Origin of the sequence: Spirosoma oryzicola, assembly GCF_021233055.1 — a bacterium.
GTDB lineage: Bacteria > Bacteroidota > Bacteroidia > Cytophagales > Spirosomataceae > Spirosoma > Spirosoma oryzicola.
Genome location: NZ_CP089538.1, coordinates 5,419,150 through 5,440,991, shown reverse-complemented (window position 1 = coordinate 5,440,991; position 21,842 = coordinate 5,419,150). Strand labels below are relative to the sequence as shown.

The window sequence follows — 21,842 nt, the reverse complement described above, 5'->3', positions numbered from 1 at the left end:
TTTTTTTACGGAAAGGGGAAATTTTACCAGTGCTCGCGCAGGAAGTTGAGCGCTTTGTGAAGGTGATTGGAAACCGACTGCCGGTTGATGTTCATGACCTGGGCAATGGTTTCGATGTCGAGTTCTTCGAAGTAGCGCAGGTGAAGGGCTTCCTGCTGGCGTTGGGGAAGAAGATCGATCAGCGTCTTAATTTTTTTGGCGGATAGCTGCTCCGTTTCGATAAAGACAAAGAAATCTTCGAAACTTTGATCGGGAGCGACGTCGATGGCTTCTTCTTCATCAACCCAACCTCGGCGTTGGGTACGTTGTAACTCAAGTAAAATCTTATGCCGGAACGATTTGAGCAGATACTTCTTGATGCTATCGGTTCCGCTGATGTGCGATCGACGTTCCCACAGGTACACAAACATGTCGTGCAGACAGTCCTGAATCAGCCCCGTATCTTTGCTGTAGCGGGTGCCGAACCGAAATAGAGAAGAATAGTGGAGCGAAATTATTTGCTCAAACGCTATCCGATCACCATTTTTGAAGCGCTCCCAGAGCGCTTCATCAGAAAAGTTACTCGACAATAATGCATTCATGGTGAGTTGAGCAAATAAATCCCAAAACAAAGCTTTTTTTGGATTTATTCAGTTAATAAACGTACGAAAATGACTGGATATTGATAGTAATTATGCTGTTTGGCTAAAATAGTGTTAGTTACCTAGCAGGTCCGGCGTCGTAAATAAACCGCTTACGGAAAAGTGAATATTTGCCTGTGAAGCCATCCCTCTGGCTACAGCTGTTTTAAAATTGAGTGAATCAATCGTTACACAAAGTCAACTATGGACGAATTCATGCAGGAGGCCATTCGTCAGGCCCGTAAAAGTTTAAGCGAAGGCGGCATACCCATCGGTTCGGCCTTAATCAAGGATGGCGAGTTGGTCGCTTCGGGTCATAACAAACGGGTTCAGGAGGATAACCCGATTTTACACGGTGAAATGGACTGCCTGAACAATGCGGGCCGGGTCGGGTCGTTTAGAAACACGGTTATTTATTCTACTCTCATGCCGTGTTATATGTGCGCAGGAACCATTGTTCAGTTCAAAATTCCAAAGGTCATTGTTGGTGAGTCGCGGACGTTTGCCGGAGCACGGGAGTTCATGGAACAGCATGGCGTAGAAGTAATTGACCTCGATCTGCCCGAGTGCGTTGACATGATGAACCAGTTCATTGCCGAAAAGCCAACGATTTGGAACGAGGATATTGGCGAACTGTAAAATTGTCGTGTAGCTCTGTAATTACCAGTCATTACATAGGCTATTAAGTAAATAAAAGTTTTCAAATCGAATACTTTTCTTTGTCCGGTCAGGCTGTTACTTTGTCAACCAAATGGCATCGTAACGCACTGACTGGATGAAGATTATAAAGGTATTTGGGTTGATTTGTACCTTACAGCTGGGACTGGCTTCTATTGGGTTTGCCCAACGATCGGCTTATTGGCAGGAAAAACCGGGCTCCTGGTTGTTGAACGCCGGAGTAGGAACGACTCGGTACCTGGGTGACCTGAACGAGCGCTGGAATCTGGCTCATTTGCAGTTAGGCGTTTCGCTGGGTATTGCGGCTGCTTATCGGTATTCCAACAGACTTACTTTCCGGGGTGAAGCGCAGTTGTATTACATTCGGGGTAGTCAGGAGAATACGCACCTGTCGTACAACAATTTATCCTTTCGAAGCTTTAACCCTGAACTGTGGGCGGGTATTCAGGCAGATTTCTGGCGTCCCGATGATCGAAATCATGCTATTGTTCCTTACGCCATTGCGGGCTTAGGACTGACTTACCTCACGCCTACAACAACCTACAAAGGGAAATCGTACAGTTTAGCTCCGCTACATACTGAAGGGGTTAATTACAATCGGCTGCCGGTTATTTTACGCTACGGAGTTGGTCTGCCAATCGTTATCGGCTACCGGTTCAAATGGCATCTTGAAGGGCTTTACACGCATGTAATGAGCGATTATGTTGACGATGTAAGTACCGTCTATCCTGACCGGTCAACGATGGAGCCTCTCGCGGCTGCTTTATCGGATCGGCGGCTCGAAATTGGGCAGACGCCTAACCCAACTGGAGCCAAGCGGGGGAACGCTAACCGGCGAGACGGCTATTTTACTTTATCGGCAAGACTTATCTGGGTGGTTATCACGCAGAAACAACAACATTATCGTAGGAGTCGGCGCGGTTAGGGTTTTGGGGGTATTTACCTTATTTTTGGCGCAAAACTCAGCGGAATGCTGCCTTGATCGAATGAGTCCAGCTACTTTTATTGACGCCCTTCAACACGAACTTCAGCTTACCCAATACGGACAATATCCAACCGAGCTATACGATCCGATCCGGTATATTATGAGCCTTGGCGGAAAACGGCTGCGTCCGTTGCTGACGCTTATGGCGGCTCACCTGTTTACCGACGACTGGAAAAAAACCGTTCGTCCGGCGTTGGCGGTCGAGGTGTTTCATAACTTCACGCTGATGCATGACGATATTATGGATCGGGCTCCGTTGCGTCGTGGTCAGCCTACGGTGCACGAAAAATGGAATGACAATATTGCGATTCTGTCGGGCGATGTGATGCTGGTCAAGGCGTATGAACTACTGCTCGACGCGGACGCGGACAAACTAAAGCAGGCAATGGCCCGCTTTACGCGGACAGCCGCCGAAGTATGCGAAGGCCAGCAGATGGACATGAATTTTGAAACGCGCTGGGATGTGACCGAAGCCGAGTATATTGATATGATCCGGTTAAAAACGTCGGTGTTGCTGGGGTACGCACTCGAACTTGGGGGGCTGCTTGGTGGTGCTGATAAAGAAACGACGGATCTTCTTTACGCGGCTGGGGTTAACATTGGCATTGGCTTTCAGTTAAAAGATGACCTGCTGGATGTGTACGGTGACCCCGCTAAGTTTGGTAAACAGGTTGGTGGCGATATCATTGCCAATAAAAAAACATTCCTGCTCATCGAAGCGCTCGAACAGGCGACCGGTTCCCGCAAAGACGAACTGACGGGCTGGTTGACCCAAACAAGCTTTGACAAAGCCGAAAAAGTGCGGGCCGTTACAACCATTTACGACCAGTTGGGCATCCGACAGATTACCGAAGCACGCATCAATGATTACTTTGGGCGGGGATTCGCTAATTTCGATCAAATCCAGGCTGACCCGGATCGTAAGGAATTTTTGCTGCAATTCACCCGGCAATTGGCCGAGCGGGAAAGTTAATAGCCTGTGTGACGTAAGATACAGACAGACTTAAGAAATCATACAGCGTGTATCACGCATCTCTCTTTATGAACGTAACCCTTATTATTATTCTCGTTACGGTTGGTATTAGCCTCTGGGCCTGGAACGACTACAGTGTCATGAACCGCTGGGTCATGAATCCGTATCAGGTGGCGAAACGGAACCAATATTATCGTTTTCTGACATCGGGGTTTTTGCACGCCGACTGGATGCACTTGATCTTCAACATGATCAGCCTTTACGCCTTCGGTGGACTGATGGAGCAAGTGTTTAATAGCCTGTTTGGCGCAAGTGGGCCACTCTACTACATAGGTTTTTATCTGATCGCTATTGTCGTGTCGGATATTCCAACGTTTCTGAAACACCGTAACGATTCTGGCTACAATTCGCTGGGCGCGTCGGGTGGGGTAGCGGCAATTATTTTCGCGGCAATTTTGATCAGCCCGTTGTCTAAAATCATGCTGTTTATTATTCCGATCGGCATTCCCGGCTTTATATTCGGACCAATTTATCTGCTGTATTCGTACTACGAGTCTCAGCGGGGTGCGGGCAACGTGAACCACGATGCGCACATTTACGGTGCATTATTTGGTGTCGCCTTTATAATTTTAGTGTACCCGCCCGTTTTGCCCCAGTTTATCGATCAGATTGCGGGATGGCGCTTGTTTTAGATGATAGCTGTAAAGTGGTATGTTCAAAATACTCAGCCAGCCTTTTCCAACCGAAGCGTCTATCCCGCGCCACTTACGTCAGGCTGCTTTGATTGGGCTGTTTGTTGGCGTCTTTCTTTTTGCCTTTCAACCGTTCGGGCTGAATCTATGGGAGACGCCCCACAAACTGGCAAAACTGCTGGGGTTTGGTGTCATCACGTTTCTGATAACAGCCATCAATTTCATTGTCTGGCCGCTTCTGTTTCCGAAACTGTTTGATGAAGAGCGGTGGACGGTAGGTCGTCAGATTCTGACCGTTATGGTGAATATTCTGTTGATTGCCGTCGCCAATCGGGTTTATCTGGCGTGGTTGATCAACGAAGAAAAAAGTGGCATCGGTTGGCTAAGTATGCTGGTGATTACGTTTCTGGTCGGGCTGTTTCCCGTTACGGGCACGGTTCTGTTCAGTTACATCCGCCAGCTCAAAAAGTACAGTAACTCCGCAGCCGATTTATCCAGCCATACCCCGCATCTGCCCGAACCAACTGATTTGTTTCAGGAGGAACAACCTACCGTTCTGCCTGACCAGCCTGTTACTGGTTTGTTGACACTCGTAGCCGAGAACGAAAAAGACGTGCTCACGCTACCACCTGCCGATCTGCTGTTTATCGAATCGAGCGACAATTATTGCACCGTCGTTTATTTGAAGAACGATCGAACCGGACAAAGCCTGCCAACTAAGCCGTTGCTCCGGAGTAGCCTGAGTCGATTAGAAGGCCAGATCAAGTTACCGCACCTTGTTCGTTGCCATCGTTCCTATATCGTGAATCTGGATCGGGTTGAGCGGGTCACGGGTAACGCGCAGGGCTACAAACTGCATTTGCTGGACGGCCAATTTCAAATACCCGTAGCCCGAAAATATAACGATACGCTAGTGGCTGAGTTGAAAGCTTTGTGAAACGTCCCACCGTTTGTCCCAACAGCTAGGAAGGCTTACCAAACGTCCCAAACCGTGTTGTAGAACCCATTAATTAGCTGAGAAAGAAGGCACCGCCGTAGGTTTGCTGCTGTTAAACGCAACCGCCTACAAGCATGAAAACGCTTATTCTTTCCTTACTCATTATCCATATCGTTAGCGGAATTACGGCTCTGATCATTGGCCTGATTCCTATGTTCTCCCAGAAAGGCGGTCGCCTGCACAACCGTACGGGCCTTGTGTATGTCTACTGCATGATTACCGTAGCCGTAACGGCATTGCTTCTCTGTGGGCTGCAACCGTTCAAGATGATGCGACTGTTCCTAACCGGGATCGCCGTATTTAGTTTCTATCTATGCGTCTCCGGCTGGCGGGCGACAAAGCAGAAAAAGTCAGGACCAACCCGTGTTGACCGGTTGCTTACCTACTTCACAGCGGCAGTGAGCATAGCCATGATCGGTTTTGGTTTATACCTGATGACAAAATTTGGCCCTTCATTCTTCCCTGTCCTGTTTACATTTTTTGGGTTCTTGACCGGAAGTTTTGCAAGACGGGACATCCTCCAATTTAGCCGCCCCACCGAAAAAATGCACTGGTTCTTCCATCACATTACACGCATGGGAGGTTCGTACATCGCTACATTTACGGCAGCGCTGGTAACCAATGCGCGTTACCTGATGCCTCAGCAAACGCCAGAATGGATAGGAACGATGGTCTGGATAGCGCCCGCACTCATCGGTGGCTTGTTGATAGGTCGGACCGTGCGGTACTACAAACAGAAGTTCGCTCACACCACGCGAACCGTCGAGCGATAGACCTAATGGTCAAGCAATGATTTGGCTGTTGGCAGCGCGGCTTCGGCCCATTGACGCATTTGTTTGCCTGAATAGTGAAGGCCATCGGATGCGAACTGATTGTCATCACCAGCTGCCTGACGCGTGATCGGTGTAATATTGACGTAGGCAATGCTGGCTGCTTTGCACTCCTGCTCGGCAATGGCGTTGAAGGCATCAATCTCCTCCGTGATTTGCTTTTGGTTACGGCCTTGCGCATAGGGCGACTGGCCCCAATCAGGAATCGAAAGCACAAACACGTGATTCGTTTTACCCCCCGCAAAACGGGTAGCGGTTTGAAGCAACTGCCGGAGTTCAGTTTGGTAGCGGTCTTTGCTTTGCCCCCGGTATTGGTTGTTGACTCCGATCAGTAAGGAAACCAGGTCATACGTTTTTTGATTGCCGCTGGCTTTGATCGCATCCTGTAATTCCGCCGTTGTCCAGCCCGTTCGGGCAATGATATCAGGTTTGGCTATATCCAGACCGTCTTTTCGTAACAAGTCTGCTAGTTGCACACTCCACCGCGCTGATTCCGAAACGCTCTCGCCGATGGTGTACGAATCGCCCAGGGACAAAAACGTATAATGGGATTGAGACGCGTCGGAGTTTGCGATCATCAGGGAATGGTCAGTCTGTGCGGTGCAGGCCAGAAAAAGTGTTAAAATCAGGATTTGTATGATTGGGTTTGTTGCCATGAATTGCTGATCGTTCGTATCCGTGCCTAATAAACGGTATTTTCAGAAGGCTGGATTGTCCCGAAATGGCGATAACCGGTATAATCACACAAATCCTGCAAAGCTATTGGTGCGGTTCTGCTGTTATTCCTGCTCCAACAGAAACGCTTTTATGAACGGATCGATATCGCCGTCGAGTACCGCTTCCGTGTTCGAGGTCTGGTAGCCCGTCCGGTGGTCCTTCACGCGTCGGTCATCAAGTACGTACGACCGGATTTGCGAACCCCATTCAATTTTCTGCTTACCGGCTTCTACTTCGGCGCGAGCGGCATTCCGTTTCTGGACCTCAATCTCGTAGAGCTTCGATTTTAGCAGACGCATGGCCACTTCCTTGTTCTGTAGCTGGCTCCGTTCCTGTTGACACTCGATGATAATGCCCGACGGATGGTGACGCAAGCGTACGGCGGTTTCGACTTTGTTGACGTTCTGGCCACCGGCACCCCCTGACCGGAACGTATCCCAGTCAATATCCGCCGGATTGACTTCTATTTGAATGGTATCGTCAACGAGTGGGTACGCAAATACCGACGCAAACGAAGTATGTCGGCGGGCGTTTGAGTCGAACGGCGAAATACGAACCAGCCGATGAACCCCGTTCTCTGATTTCAAGAAACCGTACGCCAGGGCCCCATCTACCTCGATAGTGGCCGATTTGATACCCGCCGTGTCCCCTTCCTGATAATCGACCTGTTTGAGTGCATAGCCGTGTTTCTCGGCCCAGCGCATGTACATCCGGTACAGCATATCGGCCCAGTCCTGGCTTTCGGTGCCACCCGCACCCGCATTGATTTCAAGAACAGCGCTGAGTTGGTCCTCTTCGTTACCCAGCATCTTTTTAAGTTCGAGGTCCTCGAGGGTATCGGTTACCTTTCGGCCTTCCTCATCAACTTCTTCTTCGGCAACGTCGCCCGCTTCGTAGAATTCAAAGAGAGTTTCGAGATCACCGAACTGACTGTTCAGCTTATCATAACCCGAAATCCAGCCTTTCAGGGCGCGGACCTGTTTCATTACGCCCTCGGCCCGCGTCGCGTCGGACCAGAATTCAGGCTGAAATGTCTGCTGTTCGAGTTCAGCGAGCTGCTCCCGTTTGGTGTCGTAGTCAAAGATACCCCCTCAGGGCCTCTACTCTGGCCCTCAAGTCGTTCAACTGATCAGTTGTCATGAACTTGTCGTATTGTTATCGACGACGGTAAAGAGCTATTAGTCGCTCGATGGTAAGCTTACATAACCCCGTTATCTAGTGCCCCTTACCGACATCTTTCGTGTAAAAAATGAACCTACAAAGATAGAACAAAAGAAGGCGTATCCGTGGTTTGATTCCGGTGTCAACTTTTCGACCTACCTTTGCGTTTTCAAAACAGAGGGTCAGCTATGTTCATGCTCCATTCGGAAACAAACCCGTTGATTCATGAACCCGTCTGACGATTCCTGACATAACTCCAATACAGAAAAAATGGCTGCACAGTACGATGTAATCGTTGTGGGTAGCGGGCCGGGCGGCTATGTTGCCGCTATCCGGGCGTCGCAGTTGGGTATGAAAACGGCCGTCATTGAGCGCGAAAGCCTCGGCGGCATCTGTCTGAACTGGGGCTGTATCCCTACCAAAGCGCTGCTTAAATCAGCGCAGGTTTTTGAATACATTAAACACTCTGCCGATTATGGAATTACGGTTTCGGGCGAGTCGCAGGCCGATTTTGGGGCTGTGATCAAGCGGAGCCGGGGCGTTGCCGACAGCATGAGCAAGGGCGTCCAGTTCCTGATGAAGAAAAATAAAATCGACGTCATCAGTGGTGTCGGTAAGGTGAAGCCGGGCAAGAAAGTAGACGTAACAGCCGCCGATGGTAAGGTTACCGAATACGAAGCCAAGCATATCATCATCGCTACCGGGGGCCGTGCCCGTCAGTTGCCATCCGTCCCCATCGACGGTACGAAAGTAATTGAGTACCGGAAAGCAATGACGCTCGAAAAGCGGCCAGATTCCCTGCTGGTGATCGGTTCGGGTGCCATCGGTGTCGAGTTCGCTTACGTGTATGCGAGCATGGGGACCAAAGTAACCATTATCGAGTTCCTGCCGAACGTAGTGCCCGTCGAAGACGAGGACATCTCCAAAGAGCTGGCCAAGCAATACAAAAAGCTGGGCGTCGACATTTATACCAAATCGGAGGTAACGAAAGTAGACACAAGCGGTCAGGGCTGCAAAGTATTCGTTAAAACGCCCGATGGCGAAAAGACATTCGACGTAGATGTGGTGTTGTCAGCGGCTGGTGTCGTAGCCAACATCGAAAACATCGGTCTTGAAGAAGTAGGCATCAACGTTGACCGGGGTAAAATCGTGACCGACGATTACTACCGGACGAACGTTGAAGGCTATTACGCCATCGGCGATGTTACAAAAGGGCAGGCATTGGCACACGTTGCATCGGCCGAAGCCATTATCTGCATCGAGAAAATAGCCGGACAGCCACACGTTGAGCCGCTCAACTACAACAACATTCCGGGTTGTACGTACTGCACGCCCGAAATCGCGTCGGTTGGCTATACGGAGAAAGCTGCCCGCGAAGCGGGGTATGAGCTGAAAGTCGGTAAGTTTCCTTTCACAGCATCGGGTAAGGCAAAGGCTGCCGGTACACCTGAAGGCTTTGTGAAGGTTATTTTCGACGCGAAATACGGCGAGTTCCTGGGCGCTCACTTCATCGGTAACAACGTAACCGAGATGATTGCCGAGGTCGTAGCTGCCCGTAAGCTGGAAACGACTGGCGAAGAGATTCTTAAAGCCGTCCACCCGCACCCAACCATGTCGGAAGCAATCAAAGATGCTACCGAAGCGGCCTACGGTGAAGCGATTCACTTATAATGAATAGCCAAGAACGGGAGCGTACTGTACAAAACAGTGGCTAACACGCGGTTCCTGCTTTGGGCTCCCTGCCTTAGATTTTCCCCTGTCATTCGCAAAAAAGCGTTGGGCAGGGGTTTTTTTTAGGGCTAATTTTGTTGTATCTTGTATAAGGCGGCAAATGACCGCAACGGAGTGTCCCTATCAGCGAGCCATGTTAAATGTTATTCAGCTACTACCCGATTCGATTGCGAACCAAATTGCGGCTGGCGAGGTCGTACAGCGGCCCGCGTCAGTTGTAAAAGAGTTACTCGAAAACTCGGTAGACGCGAAGGCCAAATCCGTGCAGGTGATTATCCGCGAAGCAGGTCGTAACCTGATCCAGATCGTAGACGACGGCGTTGGCATGACCGAGACCGACGCTCGGATGAGCTTCGAACGGCACGCTACCTCCAAAATTCGCTCGTCCGACGATTTGTTCCGCATTCGTACGATGGGTTTTCGGGGCGAAGCACTGGCGTCTATCGCGGCCGTTGCGCAGATCGAAATGCGGACGCGACGGGCGGAAGATGAACTCGGTACGCTAATCCGGATCGAAGGCTCGGACATAAAGGCGCAAGAGTCAATCTCGTGCTTGCCCGGTACAAACCTGCTTATCAAGAACCTTTTCTTTAACGTTCCGGCCCGCCGAAATTTTCTGAAGTCGAATTCGGTGGAGATGCGTCACATCATTGACGAATTTCAGCGCGTTGCGCTGGCCCACCCGGAAGTGGCCTTTTCGCTGTTTCATAACGATCAGGAAATCTATAATCTTCATGCCGGAAAGCTAAGCCGTCGCATCATCGACATGTTCGGCAAGAGCTACCGGGAGCAGTTAAACTATTGCGAAGAGCAGACGCCCTACGTAACCGTACGTGGCTACATTGGTAAACCGGAATCGGCCAAAAAAGCGCGTAACGAGCAGTTTTTCTTTGTCAACAACCGCTACATCAAGCACAACTACCTGCATCATGCCGTGATTGGCGCTTACGAGGGGATGCTACCCGAAGGAAGCCATCCGTTCTACGTGCTGTTTGTTGATATTGACCCATCGCACATCGATATCAATATCCATCCGACAAAAACGGAAATCAAATTTGACGATGAGCGATCGGTGTACGCCATTATGATGGCGGCTGTTCGGAAAGCAGTGGGTATGTACAACCTGACCCCATCCCTCGATTTCGAATCAGACGTTAATTTTTTGTCGGGTGGACGAGCGACGGCGAACCGGCCTTCGGCTCCTGAAGCGAAGGCGGACGTTCCGCGCCCAATCACCCCTTCGTGGGCATCCGGTGATAAACCTGCGGCAGATAAGCCGAAAAACGAACGAGTACCGTTGCGTACGGAATCGTTAGATAAGGCTGCTGGGGGTAGTTTTGACATGCCCAAGAAGCCGAGTAGCAATAACTGGCAGGCTTTATTCAAAGGCATTGATGAATCGTCCGACGTAAAGTCTACCGAATCCGTTGGCGACTGGTTAGGGCCGACCAAAGCGGTTGAGACCGCACCCGCCAGCGAACCGGTCGAAAGCGAAGCCGTAACACTAGGAAGCCGCGCCAATCAGCTACAGGACGTATCAGCGCCGGTTGTTGAGGATGAAAACATTGTTCAGATTCAGAATCGTTACCTGCTGGCCACCATCAAGTCGGGTGTATTATTGATCGATCAGCGCAGGGCCTACGAGCGGATTCTGTACGACCAGTTCCACGCGGCTTTGACTAAACACAATGGGGTATCGCAGCAGCTGCTTTTTCCGAAAACCGTTACGCTGGCTCCCGTGGATTTCCAGCTCGCTCTCGATTTGCGGGACGATCTGACCCATCTAGGATTTCAATTCGATGAGTTGGGGCAGAATACGTTTGTGATCCGGGGGGTGCCGGGCATGACAACCGGTGAGAACGAGGAAGAATTGTTTGCTAACTTGCTGGCCCAGCTCCGGGCCGATACAGGACGGTTAAAACTAGACCGGGCGGAGTCGATGGCGAGGTCGCTGGCTCGTCGGGCATCGCAACGGCACATCACCCGATTGAGCCCGACAGAACGCAAGGCATTGGTCGATCAGTTGTTTGCTTCATCGAACCCTAGCTATACACCTACGGGCGAATCAGTTACCACGGTATTGTCGTTGGATAAAATTGCGGGACTTTTTCGATGATAAATGAGTTAAACGAGTAAATTGTAAAACCCGTAGCGATGTTTTCATTAACCCCAGTTGTTCGTGCTATACTGATTCTCAACGTATTGGTCTTTTTTATTACTAATGAACGTATAATTGAGCAATTCGGACTGCATTCGTTTCTATCTGAACAATTTAATCCGATACAGTTGCTGACGCACATGTTTTTGCACGGTGGCTTTGGTCACATTTTCAGCAACATGATTGGCTTGATTGTTTTTGGACCAATGCTTGAACAATTTTGGGGACCGCGTCGCTTTGCTTTTTTTTACTTTTTTACGGGGCTGGGGGCCGCGCTACTTTTTTCGGGTGTAAACTATTGGGAGATGCACGACGTATATGAAACCGTTCGGGATTACCGGCTCAGCCCCGGTGTCGACGCTTTTTCCGCGTTCGTGGATCAATATGCCAGTTCGTATTATGACCGCTTAGTGCCTTTTGTTGAGAAGTTTCGGGAGTACCCAACGGATCCTAAGAACATCAAGGATAGCCTGGCTATCGTAAACCAGATCTTTAGTAATCAGGTCAATGAGCCGATGGTCGGTGCATCAGGCGCGATTTTTGGTGTGATAATGGCTTTTGGTCTGTTGTTTCCGAACACTCAGTTATTTTTATTGTTTCCTCCTATACCAATCAAAGCCAAGTATCTCGTTATTTTTTACGGAGCCTATGAACTCTACTCCGGTGTCTATCGGGCGCAGGCGGACAACGTAGCTCATTTTGCCCACATTGGGGGCATGCTATTTGCATTTATTTTAGTCAAATACTGGAATTCACAGCGGAAAACTTTTTATTAGTGATGAGCGGGTTGTTCGATGACTTTCGGAGCGAGTTCAGCAAGCCCAACAACACGTTGGTGCAATTGATACTGGTCAATACAGTGGTGTATCTGGCCGTGGTTATTCTATACGTAGCGTCGCATGTGCTGAAAGCGACAGCAGTGTATAATTTGGTCATTGAAAATCTGGCCATCCCAGCTTCGTTAGGTGCATTTCTGCACAGGCCGTGGACATTAATGACCCACATATTCGCTCACGAAGAGATTTTTCACATTCTTTTCAATATGCTGTTCCTGTATTGGTTTGGCCGGTTGATTGACGAATACTTGGGTAGTCGTCGGTTGGTTGGGCTGTACATCATGGGCGGCATAGCCGGGGGGCTGTTTTATCTGGCCATGTATAACCTGGTTCCTTATTTTCAGGAGCAGATTATGGGATCGCAGATGCTGGGTGCATCGGCTGCAGCTTTATCGGTAGCCGTCGGAGCCGCAACGCTGTTGCCTAATTATACCTTTCACCTCCTGTTTTTTGGACCCGTACGAATCAAGTACATTGTTTTCTTCTTTGTCGTATTGTCGTTCGCGCAGTCGGTCGGACCAAATGCCGGGGGCAATATTGCTCACCTGGGGGGAGCGCTAATGGGCTTTTTCTACGTAAAACTGCTTCAGAACGGTACGGATTTGGGGCGGCCTATTTACTGGCTCGTTGATGGCTGGAGCAATTTGTTCAGACCAAAGCCAGCCGTAAAAGTTTCGTATCGTCAGCGGAGCAATGCCAGCGCTCAGGGAAGTGTATACGCTTCCCCCAGCGGATCGCCATCGTCCATGTCAACGCCTGATCAGGACGAAGTTGATACGATTCTCGATAAAATTTCCCGTTCCGGTTATGAGAGTCTAACCCGTGAAGAGAAGCAAAAGCTTTTCCGGGCCAGCCAGCGGAACTCCTAGTAGAAAAACCTAGTAATTTCTGCGAATAATCTCTTTAAAATCTAAGCCTCTGGTGTCTGCGTATGTATTGGGACGGTCAGGGGCTTAGATTATTTATAATCTGGTAAAAATGAACTACCTTCGCTCCTAAATTAACAGGCCGACCACCGAAGGAAACATTGCATTCTGTACGTTTGTTATGGTTAAACAGACGCTTTCCTGCTATCTATCATGCTGATTACCCCTGGCAGTCTTTTGGCCACAGTCAACACGCCTGACGATCTTCGCAAACTTGATAAATCTCGCCTTCCTCAACTTGCCGACGAACTTCGCCAGTTTATTATTGATGACGTATCTGTCTATGGCGGGCATTTTGGCGCTAGTCTGGGTGTAGTTGAGCTAACAGTGGCTTTGCACTATGTCTTCAACACGCCCGATGATCAGCTTATCTGGGACGTAGGGCACCAGGCATATGGCCACAAAATTCTGACGGGTCGGCGTGATAAGTTTCATACCAACCGGTTTTACAAAGGTCTCTCTGGTTTTCCGAAGCGCAAAGAAAGCGTCTATGACTCGTTTGGCGTGGGGCACTCGTCTACGTCCATTTCGGCGGCTTTGGGTATGGCTGTAGCGTCGCAGCTTCAGGGGCAACCAAACCGAAATCACATTGCCGTTATCGGTGATGGAGCTATGACCGCTGGCGAAGCATTTGAAGGAATGAACCATGCCGGAGCGACCGACAGTAATCTGCTGATCGTTCTGAACGATAACTGCATGAGCATCGATCCCAACGTGGGTGCGCTTCGCGAGTATCTGACCGACATTACGACCTCGCAGACATACAATAAAGTAAAAGATGAGGTCTGGAACCTGCTCGGCAAAATGAGCAAGTTCGGTAAGAGTGCGCAGGAGATCGTATCGAAGGTCGAATCCGGCATCAAATCGTCGCTACTCGCGCAGAGCAACTTATTCGAGTCACTAAATCTCCGTTACTTCGGACCGATTGATGGGCATGACATCGATCATCTGGTAAGCGTTCTGGACGATCTTAAAAATATTCCTGGTCCCAAGCTGTTACACGTGCTGACGGTTAAGGGAAAAGGATATGCACCCGCCGAAAAAGACCAGACCAAATGGCACGCGCCCGGTTTGTTCGACAAGGTAACGGGTGTAATACAAAAGAAACTATACGATACTCCTCAGCCACCGAAGTACCAGGAGGTATTTGGTAATACGTTGGTCGAGCTGGCTGAGCAGAATCCGCGCATCGTGGGTGTAACGCCCGCTATGCCTTCCGGCTCATCGATGAACATCATGATGAAAGCCATGCCAAAGCGGGCTTTCGATGTTGGTATTGCCGAGCAACACGCCGTTACGTTTTCGGCGGGTATGGCTACGCAGGGGGAAGTCGTGTTTTGCAATATCTACTCAACCTTCATGCAGCGGGCTTATGACCAGGTCATTCACGACGTTTGTATCCAGGAGTTACCAGTAGTGTTCTGCCTTGACCGGGCTGGGTTTGCGGGTGCTGACGGTCCAACGCACCACGGTGCTTACGATCTGGCGTTTATGCGCTGCATTCCGAACATGATCGTAGCTTCCCCGATGAATGAGCAGGAACTTCGTAACATGATGTACACGGCTCAATCAGACGAGGTGCAAAGCGGAAAACAGTCATTCACGATTCGCTATCCGCGAGGGGAAGGCGTTATGCCGAACTGGCGTACTCCATTCGAAAAGCAGGTAATCGGTAAAGGCCGGATGGTTAGCGATGGCGAATCCGTAGCTATCCTAACGATTGGTCATATCGGTAACTATGCTGTTGAGGCTACAAAAATGCTGGCTAAAGAAGGCATTCAGCCCGCCCATTTCGACATGCGTTACGTGAAGCCGCTGGACGAAGAGCTTCTTCATCAGATTTTTGGCCGCTTCGACCGGGTACTTACCGTTGAAGATGGTTGCTTGATGGGCGGTTTTGGTAGCGCGGTTCTCGAATTCATGGCCAATCATGGTTACATGGCCCGCGTAAAACGACTGGGTATACCTGACGCTGTGATCGAACATGGTGAACAGATCGAGCTTCACCGGGAATGCGGTTTTGATCCACAGGGTATAGCGAATTCAGTACGTGAGTTACTGTATACGGGTCGGGCAGTAGCAGTCTAAACTATTTTTCAGCAGGGTTATAGGGTTAGTGGGAGCAATGTCCTCTTCTGCTGACCCTATAACCCTGTTTTTTTACCAATATGAAGGTATTCAAGTTCGGTGGAGCATCCGTAAAAGACGCGGCTGGTGTAAAGAATCTAGCCGAGATTATACAAACACAAGGGCAAGGAGCTGTCGTGGTTGTGTCAGCAATGGGCAAAACGACGAATGCGCTCGAAGAACTGGTAAGAGCCTACGTAAGTGAGCGGTCCGACGAGATGCAGGATAAGCTGCAAACGATTCGAGCGTACCACGAAAACGTAATGCAAAGCCTAACGGGTGATTTTAGCAGCGTCTACGAAACCTTTGACCAGCTGGATGCTTACCTCAGACAACCGATTGCTGGCCATTACGATGAAGTTTACGACCAGATCGTATCGCTTGGCGAAGTTTTGTCCACCCAGATCATAGCGGCTTATTTGTCAAAAGCAGGTTTAGCCACTCGTTGGCTGGATGCTAGGCAGCTGATTGCCACCGACGCTACGTTTCGTGAGGGTCGGGTAGATTGGGACGAAACGAACCGACGCATAAACAAAGCTGTTAAAAAAGCCGCTGTCACGGTAACGCAGGGCTTTATTGGACAAACGCCCGATGGCCGAACCACTACACTTGGCCGCGAAGGGTCCGACTATACAGCCGCTATTTTTGCCTATTGCCTGCGAGCCGAAAGTGTTACGATCTGGAAAGATGTCCCCGGCGTTTTGAATGCCGATCCGAAGTGGTTTAATGAAACGGTGCTACTGGAAAAACTAACATACCAGGACGCTATTGAACTAGCTTATTACGGTGCAACGGTTATTCACCCAAAAACCATTAAGCCGCTGCAAAACAGGGGTATCAAACTATATGTTCGCTCGTTTTTAAAGCCTGATGCCGCCGGAACGGTAATCGGTAATTTTGAACAGCATCTGCTGACTCCGTCCTTTATTTTCAAGGTGAATCAGCTGTTGATTTCTTTGCATCCAAACGATTTCTCGTTTATCGCCGAAGATAACCTAAGCCGTATTTTCGGGCGTTTTGCGCAGGCTGGCGTTAAGATCAACTTGATGCAGAATACGGCGATTAGCTTCTCGGTCGTTGTCGACAACAATCCCGACCGGGTGCCTGCCCTGCTTGACCAACTAAGACAGGATTTTCGAGTTACTTATAATGAGGGCCTGGAGCTGATTACGATTCGCTATTACAACCAGATTACGATTGACCGGGTGCTAGTCAATAAAAAACTGCTTCTTGAGCAAAAGAGCCGATATACGGTCCAACTCGTGGCAAAAGACATCGAATAACTCATTCGTATCGTCAATAACGACATCGCATACACTTCTTTTCAGACGGCTTAGAACGAAGCCGTCTGAGGACGATTAGAACTTAGGACAGGGTAATTTTTTGTCCCGTCTGCGAACGCCCGACCGGCGACCTTCTGGCTTCTCGAAGATATACGAAAGGGACAGTTCGTGCGAGCCACCGCTGTTGCCAAGCGTCGAAACGGTAAAATCGTAGCTGTAGCCAATCGAAAACTTATCCATGCGCCAGCCCGCGAGTAAAGCTACTGCATCGTGGTTGTTGATGGTCTGTTCGTATTTTTTGAACGGGATGCCTCGGTAGTAGGCGCCCACCGTTAGCGGTGAGTAAGTCAGATAAGCACCGATATCCAACTGGTCGTATTTACCCTGGAACTTGTACATGATAACGGGCGAAAAACTGATTTCACGATCCTGTTCGTCCGCTAGGCCTGTGTAGCCAGCCAATGGAATCCGTAGACCAGCCTGAAGGCTTCCTTTTATGGGCAGGCGATCCTGTCCGCTGACAAAAAATCCCTGATCGGGTCGGTTGATGTGGTGAGCCGATACACCGAACCAGTACCAATCGGAATACACCAGTGCACCCGTCGAAAAGTCGAGGTATTTATTTTTGGGCGAACCGGCCAGTAATGCCGGGTCCGCCGAAACGCTGCCCGAGATAAAGCCCTGATCCGTAAATTGGTCGCCGGTTGTCAGGCCAAAGTAATTGATATTGCGATTGACATACGACCCCTGTAAGCCGAACCGAACAAACGACGATTCACTTACCTGCAATTGATAGGAATATTGCAACCCTATCTCCGTAGATTGAATCCTACCTTGACCCTGGTTGTCGTTTTGGATTAATAAACCTACCCCACTGTTGAATCGGTCGAAATAATGGTCTAGTCCAACCATAGTGGTCACGTAGTTTGTGATAGCGGGCCACTGGTTGCGGTAATTGGCTGTGATACGTGGAGCTAGGGCTGAACCAGCGAAGGCGGGGTTCAGATAAAGCGGAGCGGCATAAAATTGGGTGAACTGTGGGTCCTGTGCGAAGGCCAGCTGACTGAATACCAACGCTAAAACTACCAATATGTATTTCTTACTCATAGCTGCGATATAGGGGCAAAGACTGGGCCAACTTCGCGGTTGCAACGTTCTTACTAGAAAAAGAGTATTTAAGAGCACCAATATCCTATAAAATTAACGCTATTCCTGTCGATTTTTACGGTTATCGGTTGATAAAATTTTAACGAAGCGACTTCGTTTATACTAACGTAATGCCCCCGTTATCTGTTATGCTAGGGGACGAATTTGTGCAGGTGGGCTTATTCCTTGCTTCTTCATGATAACTTATATTGGCCGTTTACGCGTCGTTGGACTTTTGGTCACGCTGCTTCTGCTGGCAGGGGCGACTATATCCAGGGCGCAGACAACTAAAGGGTTTGCCATCAGTGGTAAAACATGCGTCCCTGACGTCGAGTGCAAAGCAGATTCAGTCGTGTTTACCGATAGTGTGCAAACGGGAGTGACAACCCGCGTGTGGAACTTCGGTGATACCGGTGCTGGTAGTACGTTGACTACACAACGGAATATAGATTCGGTGGCACGGCACGTTTACCAGCAACCGGGTACATACACCATAACGCTGACCCGAACGGTCAATGGCGTTGTTCAAACCTCTCAGGGTCGTGTCACGATTTATCCTCGACCTCAATCATTCAGCAATTGGCGAACGGATACGACAATCTGTAAAGGAGAGACGATTACCCTTGATCCGTACAACGGTGGTAGTCAGACTCGTTATAATTATTTGTGGTACCCAAAGGGTCAAACGACGCAGAGCATCCAGGTAGATAGTTCAGGCTGTTACTCGGTAGAAGCGATTGACCCAATAACAGGGTGCTCGTATCAAGATCGCATAAACGTCGATGTGTGCGGAGAGCAGAAAGAATCGCAGGGGGCAAAGTGGTATTTTGGAGCCAATGCCGGACTGGACTTTAGTGGCGGTGGATCGCCTAAGCCGATTACGGACGGTAAGCTCAATACGATCGAAGGATCGTCGTCTATTTCCAATACAAAAGGCGTCCTGCTGTTTTATACCGACGGTGTAACTGTTTACGACAAAGATGGTAAACCGTTGAAATCACTGGACCCGCGCGACTCGGCGGCAACAGCTACACCTATCTCACTTGGTGGTAATAAAAACTCCACACAATCAGCCCTGATTGTGCCAAAGCCAACGTGTCGCGGTTGCGAGTACCTTTACTACGTATATACAACGTCGGAAATTCGTGGTCAGAAGACCTTAACGTATAGCATCGTCGATATGCGGCAGAATGGGGGCAAAGGGGCGGTCACCCAGAAAAACATCCCGTTATCGACCAAAGGCACAGAACAGTCGGCATCGGTCCGTAATGATCGGGATTCGACCTATTGGGTGATTACGCGCCAATACGGAACCAACACCTTCGAAATCCGTCACCTCACACCCAGTGAAACGCCAACCGTGACAACATTCACCGGTGGGCAGGTTATCGATTCACTGGCAAACGCCGAGGGTTATATCAAGATCGGTCCGGCGGATACAACGGGCGGTAACAAAGGGAACCGTCCGATGGCCGTTGTCATTCCGGGTCCGCCCAAAAACTCCGTTGATCTCTATACGTTTAATGATTCGACGGGAAGAATGACGTTTAATCGGACGCTCGATTTGGGAGCCGCTCCGCCAAAAGCCTACGGGGTCGAGTTTTCACCCGATGGCAACAATCTGTACGTGACCATGCTGGCTGATACGAACTCCGATGGAAGCTTGAAGGGATCGTCGTATGTTCTCAAGTATGATTTAAGCCAGAAGGACTCGCTCCTGGCAAAGTCCAGAACCGTTGTTGACAGCAGTACAACCCGCCAGTATGGATCTATTCAGATTGGTCCGGATGGACGTATTTACGTAGCCATAAAAGGCAGTGGCTCTCTTGGAACTATCGACAATCCGAACGGTGGATTACTTGACAGCCTTGTCTTCAATCCCGTTGGTCAGACATTGGGCGGGCAGAAAAGTCAGTTAGGATTACCGAACCTGGTTGCCAATTTCAATGAGCCTTCGAGCGGGCCTGGCGTTACGTATTCAGACACGTGTACAAACGCGCCAACTGTATTTCAGATCAGCCCCAACTGTCCGAAGCTGAAGGAAACGTATACCCTTACGTTTGGTGATGGAAGTGCTCCCGTATCGACAACGGCTACCCAGCCCATTACTCACCCCTATAAAAATCCGGGGACTTATCCGATCAGCCTGCACATCGTTACGCGAACCAGCTCGGGAGGCATTTGTAAAGATACCCTCATCAGAGACACGCTGACTATTCTCGAAACGCCACCCGACATAAAACTCGGTGCCGACACCGCTATCTGTAATAAAAAAGGGCTAACGCTGAACATAAACGTGACCGCGAAATTGTACGTATGGCTGGTCAATGGGGCGGTAGTCAGCAGGCAAAAATCCCTAACGCTTACGTTGCCGGGCTATTATCAGGTGGTCGGGTTAGCGGCCAACGGAGAATGTTTTAAAAGTGATACCATCGCGGTTCAGATACGACCCGTACCGTCACTCGATCTTGGCCCCGACACCGTGTTCTGTTACCGAACGGCGGTTAACCTGACCGTACCGCAGCAAACCTGGAAGCGATTCCAGTGGAGTACGGGTGGCGATACGCGTACCATTTCGGTGTCAAAAGCCGGAACGTATACGGTAACCGCTCAATCAGATCCAATTGATGGCGCATCTTGCGAAAACTCCGACACCATTCGCGTCACCGAATTACCTAAGCTACGGGTAGCGGCAGCGCTGACTGGTCCGCAGACCTGTACATCGGCTGATGGCTCGATTGTTTTGACACCCAACCCGGCAGGCGACTACGCATATGGCTGGACACGTTCCGATGGGGCGGTGTTGACCGGAGCAACCAATCAACAGACTGGACTTGCGGAGGGAGGCTATAAAATAACCGTGACAGACACGTTGCACGAGTGCAAGCTGGATACAGCATTTACACTAAAATCGCCCGCTAATCAGCTCGTGCTCACACCGCTGACGAAAGACGCGCTGTGTAGTTTACCCAACAGTGGTACAATTAGCCTGAATATTTCGGGGGGAACACCCGCAAGTTATAGTTGGCTGGATCAGAACAATAACCAGGTAGCTACTACGCCTGTATTCAACACGGCTGCGCCTGGTCTGTATAACGTTCAGGTAACCGATACAAAAGGCTGTAAAGCCCTTGTGGATAGCATCAAGGTAGGTCTCGATAGTGCTGGGTTCGCCCGACTAGGACCAAACCAGTTGAAATGTTTTGGGCAAACCGTTACGCTAGCACCCGAAGATGCGCAGCAGCCTGGAAACACCTACCAGTGGAGTACGGGAGCATCGTCGCTCTCTATAACGGTCAGTCAGCCGGGAACGTACGGAATTGTGGTACGAAACACACTGAATGGCTGCGTCGGACGAAGCAACGTGGAGGTTTCAGACCGACCGGCCCCGGCTCTGTCGGTTCCCAGAGAAGTTATCTTGTGCGAAGGCGATCAGGGCCGAGTGCAAATTGTTGCTAACGGTGCTTCCGACCTGCGTTATCTGTGGCTCAATCGGAGTGAAACAACAAACGCTATCACGGTTAACCGGGCGGGACAATACCAGGTTGTCGCTACTGATCCGCAGGGATGTACGGCTACGGCTACGTCACTAGCCTTAAACAAGTGCGAGCCTAGGATGAACGTACCAGAAGCATTTACGCCTAACAACGATGGCGTCAACGATGTGCTGGAAGTCTTTCCCGCCTACGTTACAGACTACGAGCTTCGGGTCTATAATCGCTGGGGTGAAGTTATCTTCGTAACGGATAATCCGGAGCAAAAATGGGACGGTTCGTACAAGGGAGAGGTCTACCCACCCATGCTTTATCCATACGTTATCATCTACAAAAGTGAGTCCTTTCCAGAGCGCGGAAAGTTAGTAAAACGAGGGTCCGTACTGCTGGTTCGGTGATGGTTTTACGCCTTTTTTTTCGTATATTTGAGGTAAACGGCCCGGCCGAATAAAGCCAAAAAAGGCGGTTTTTAGGCCGGGTTTGCACGA

General features: G+C 49.8%; 17 protein-coding genes. 13 read left to right on the top strand and 4 right to left on the bottom strand.

Annotated features, from left to right (window positions below):
• Window positions 1-23: 23 nt before the first annotated feature.
• Window positions 24-581 carry an RNA polymerase sigma factor gene (locus LQ777_RS22905; RefSeq protein ID WP_232560260.1) on the bottom strand — a complete coding sequence of 186 codons (558 nt, stop codon included), beginning with the start codon at window positions 579-581 and terminating at the stop codon, window positions 24-26.
• Between the two features lie 243 nt (window positions 582-824).
• On the opposite strand from LQ777_RS22905, the gene LQ777_RS22900 reads away from it, so the two are divergent.
• From LQ777_RS22900 to LQ777_RS22875, 6 genes are all read left to right on the top strand, one after another.
• Window positions 825-1,259 carry a nucleoside deaminase gene (locus LQ777_RS22900; RefSeq protein ID WP_232560259.1) on the top strand — a complete coding sequence of 145 codons (435 nt, stop codon included), beginning with the start codon at window positions 825-827 and terminating at the stop codon, window positions 1,257-1,259.
• A 136-nt stretch (window positions 1,260-1,395) separates the two neighbouring features.
• Window positions 1,396-2,223, top strand: coding sequence for a hypothetical protein (locus LQ777_RS22895; RefSeq protein WP_232560258.1), 828 nt, complete (start codon window positions 1,396-1,398; stop codon window positions 2,221-2,223).
• 61 nt (window positions 2,224-2,284) lie between these two features.
• Complete coding sequence (locus tag LQ777_RS22890; protein ID WP_232560257.1) at window positions 2,285-3,256, top strand: polyprenyl synthetase family protein; 972 nt, start codon at window positions 2,285-2,287, stop codon at window positions 3,254-3,256.
• Between the two features lie 68 nt (window positions 3,257-3,324).
• The gene (locus tag LQ777_RS22885; protein ID WP_232560256.1) at window positions 3,325-3,948 is read left to right on the top strand and encodes a rhomboid family intramembrane serine protease; all 624 of its coding nucleotides are present in this window, start codon (window positions 3,325-3,327) and stop codon (window positions 3,946-3,948) included.
• Window positions 3,949-3,967: 19 nt separating this feature from the next.
• On the top strand, window positions 3,968-4,885 hold the full coding sequence (locus LQ777_RS22880; protein ID WP_232560255.1) for a LytR/AlgR family response regulator transcription factor: 918 nt from the start codon (window positions 3,968-3,970) through the stop codon (window positions 4,883-4,885).
• 134 nt (window positions 4,886-5,019) lie between these two features.
• The gene (locus tag LQ777_RS22875) at window positions 5,020-5,718 is read left to right on the top strand and encodes a DUF2306 domain-containing protein (RefSeq protein ID WP_232560254.1); all 699 of its coding nucleotides are present in this window, start codon (window positions 5,020-5,022) and stop codon (window positions 5,716-5,718) included.
• A 2-nt stretch (window positions 5,719-5,720) separates the two neighbouring features.
• On the opposite strand, the gene LQ777_RS22870 is transcribed toward LQ777_RS22875, so the two are convergent.
• Both LQ777_RS22870 and prfB read right to left on the bottom strand, forming a co-directional pair.
• Window positions 5,721-6,353: an SGNH/GDSL hydrolase family protein gene (locus LQ777_RS22870; RefSeq protein WP_425276958.1), complete on the bottom strand. Its 633-nt coding sequence runs from the start codon at window positions 6,351-6,353 to the stop codon at window positions 5,721-5,723.
• 201 nt (window positions 6,354-6,554) lie between these two features.
• Window positions 6,555-7,632, bottom strand: a protein-coding gene (gene prfB, locus LQ777_RS22865) for a peptide chain release factor 2 (RefSeq protein ID WP_232560252.1) whose coding sequence is annotated in 2 segments (ribosomal slippage) — window positions 6,555-7,571 and window positions 7,573-7,632 — 1,077 coding nt in all. Because the reading frame shifts where the segments join, the coding sequence is not laid out codon by codon here.
• Window positions 7,633-7,923: 291 nt separating this feature from the next.
• Between prfB and lpdA the strand changes: the two genes are divergently transcribed.
• The 6 genes from lpdA (at window position 7,924) to LQ777_RS22835 (ending at window position 16,714) form a co-directional block, all read left to right on the top strand.
• Entirely contained in the window at window positions 7,924-9,324 is a 1,401-nt protein-coding gene (gene lpdA, locus LQ777_RS22860) for a dihydrolipoyl dehydrogenase (RefSeq protein ID WP_232560251.1), read from the top strand.
• 193 nt (window positions 9,325-9,517) lie between these two features.
• The gene (gene mutL / locus LQ777_RS22855) at window positions 9,518-11,500 is read left to right on the top strand and encodes a DNA mismatch repair endonuclease MutL (RefSeq protein WP_232560250.1); all 1,983 of its coding nucleotides are present in this window, start codon (window positions 9,518-9,520) and stop codon (window positions 11,498-11,500) included.
• A 38-nt stretch (window positions 11,501-11,538) separates the two neighbouring features.
• Window positions 11,539-12,318, top strand: coding sequence for a rhomboid family intramembrane serine protease (locus tag LQ777_RS22850; protein WP_232560249.1), 780 nt, complete (start codon window positions 11,539-11,541; stop codon window positions 12,316-12,318).
• A 2-nt stretch (window positions 12,319-12,320) separates the two neighbouring features.
• Window positions 12,321-13,247 (top strand): rhomboid family intramembrane serine protease, encoded by a 927-nt coding sequence (locus LQ777_RS22845; protein WP_232560248.1) that lies wholly within the window; start codon window positions 12,321-12,323, stop codon window positions 13,245-13,247.
• A gap of 210 nt (window positions 13,248-13,457) precedes the next feature.
• On the top strand, window positions 13,458-15,392 hold the full coding sequence (dxs, locus tag LQ777_RS22840) for a 1-deoxy-D-xylulose-5-phosphate synthase (RefSeq protein WP_232560247.1): 1,935 nt from the start codon (window positions 13,458-13,460) through the stop codon (window positions 15,390-15,392).
• A gap of 80 nt (window positions 15,393-15,472) precedes the next feature.
• Window positions 15,473-16,714 carry an aspartate kinase gene (locus LQ777_RS22835; protein ID WP_232560246.1) on the top strand — a complete coding sequence of 414 codons (1,242 nt, stop codon included), beginning with the start codon at window positions 15,473-15,475 and terminating at the stop codon, window positions 16,712-16,714.
• 75 nt (window positions 16,715-16,789) lie between these two features.
• On the opposite strand, the gene LQ777_RS22830 is transcribed toward LQ777_RS22835, so the two are convergent.
• Window positions 16,790-17,821 carry a PorP/SprF family type IX secretion system membrane protein gene (locus tag LQ777_RS22830; RefSeq protein WP_232560245.1) on the bottom strand — a complete coding sequence of 344 codons (1,032 nt, stop codon included), beginning with the start codon at window positions 17,819-17,821 and terminating at the stop codon, window positions 16,790-16,792.
• Window positions 17,822-18,056: 235 nt separating this feature from the next.
• Here LQ777_RS22830 and LQ777_RS22825 point away from each other — a divergent pair, with 235 nt between their 5' ends.
• Entirely contained in the window at window positions 18,057-21,752 is a 3,696-nt protein-coding gene (locus LQ777_RS22825) for a PKD domain-containing protein (protein ID WP_232560244.1), read from the top strand.
• Window positions 21,753-21,842 lie beyond the last annotated feature (90 nt).